Source organism: Flammeovirga sp. OC4, from assembly GCF_000812565.1.
In the GTDB taxonomy this organism is placed as follows: Bacteria; Bacteroidota; Bacteroidia; order Cytophagales; family Flammeovirgaceae; genus Flammeovirga.
Genome location: NZ_JTAM01000158.1, coordinates 1 through 1705 on the forward strand (window position 1 = coordinate 1; position 1705 = coordinate 1705).

A 1705-nucleotide genomic window follows, 5' to 3' on the forward strand; every position below is an offset into this window, starting at 1 on the left:
GAGGCTGTCTCATAACTAGTTTATGAATCAGCCTCTTTTTCTATATTTCAGTTTTTTCTAATAATTGCACATTTTATCGCCTTAAAACTCCTATTTGAAGTTTTAAGGCGATAAAATTAAAGGAAAAGTTCTCATGAAGCTGTTTTTGAAGTTTTCTAGCATACTTCATGATATTCATCGATAGGAATACCAGTCCAAGTTCAACTTCGATCTTGTCTCGACCTTTTAATAAGAACCTTTTGAACCCTTTATTTCCTTTAAGTTGGCCGAACATTTGTTCCACCTCTGCACATCGTCGTTTTCTTAACATTTCCCCATCCTTACTTAAAAGATTTTTTCGTGCTTTATCCCTCAGTCTTTTAGCATTTAAATTAATAGAGACCCGCCTGTTTTTGTATTTGTATTTTGACTTAAAACACCTGCTATGTAATGGACAACTATGACAGTTTACAGCTTCAAAAACATGCACTTTTTGTAAATATCCAGTCGTTGTTTTCTGTGTTTCTATACCCTGATATTGCATATGTTGTCCCATTGGACATACTAAATAGTTTTCATCCTCATTGTAATGAAGACTGTTAACCGTAAGATCACTATTATCTGGTTTTTTCGTTTTTTGCTCTTTATGAAAACCTGCAAACTTCACTACATTTTCTATATCCTGATCCTCAAGGAACTGATTATTTTCTTCTGATCCATACCCTGAGTCAGCAACTGCAATAGAGGGTAAAGTACCTAAAAAGGTTTGCATCTGCAGATAGTGGTCGATAAAAGTAGTACTGTCTCCGGCTGTTTGATGTAATGTGTAATTTGCTACATATCCATTCTGTGTTGATGCTTGTACATTGTATGCTGGTTTTAATTGACCATTCCTCATATGATCATCTTTCATCCGCATAAAAGTGGCTTCTTCATCGGTTTTAGAATAACTATTTCTACCTGCTAAGATCTCTTCATCTTTATTATACTGATCGACTTTAGGTGCTTGTTTTTTCTTGACGTAGTTGAGCTTTTGCTTTATTTCTTTCTTAACTGGCTTGTCTTTCAACGCATTTGAAATATCAGAAGTAATTTTATTGACTTGTTCCGTTGATACAGGTTTAAATGAGGATGGCTTTCGATCTTTCAGCTCATCAGTCGCCATTTTTTCTGCATAAGCCCATAGTTCTTCCAAGTTCTTTTCTATACGGGCTTTTGATTTTTGTATGGTTTTCGCCCAGACAAAAGTATATTTATTGGCACTACTTTCAATCTTGGTTCCATCTGTATAAACAACGCTAAGGTCCAGCTGCTCCTGATCCATTAAAAAACGAACTATTTTAAAAAATATCGTTTTTATATGACCTTTCAGTTTACCACTTCTAAAGCGACTTATAGTATTATGATCAGGTTTTTGCATCCCTGATAGCCACATCATAGGAATATTTTCCGATAAATTATTTTCTATTTTACGGGTAGAATAAATATTATTTAAATAGGCATAAATGACTATTTTCAACATCATCCTAGGATCAAAGCTACTAGCTCCTTTAGATGAGTAATCATTAAAGAGAACGCTTAAATCAATAGTATCAATAACAGTACTTAAGACCCGAGCGGGATGTCCTTCAGGAATCATACTTCCCAAATCCATCGGGAATAAAGTTGTTTGGTGTTGTGAATACGGTTTGAAAGTTTTCTTGGCCATATCACAAGATACAAAAAA

General features: G+C 34.4%; 1 protein-coding gene. It reads right to left on the bottom strand.

The window, feature by feature from the left end; genetic code table 11:
* Nucleotides 1-73 precede the first annotated feature (73 nt).
* On the bottom strand, nucleotides 74-1705 hold a 1632-nt coding region (locus tag PL77_RS29700; RefSeq protein WP_216595960.1), incomplete at its 5' end, for an IS1182 family transposase.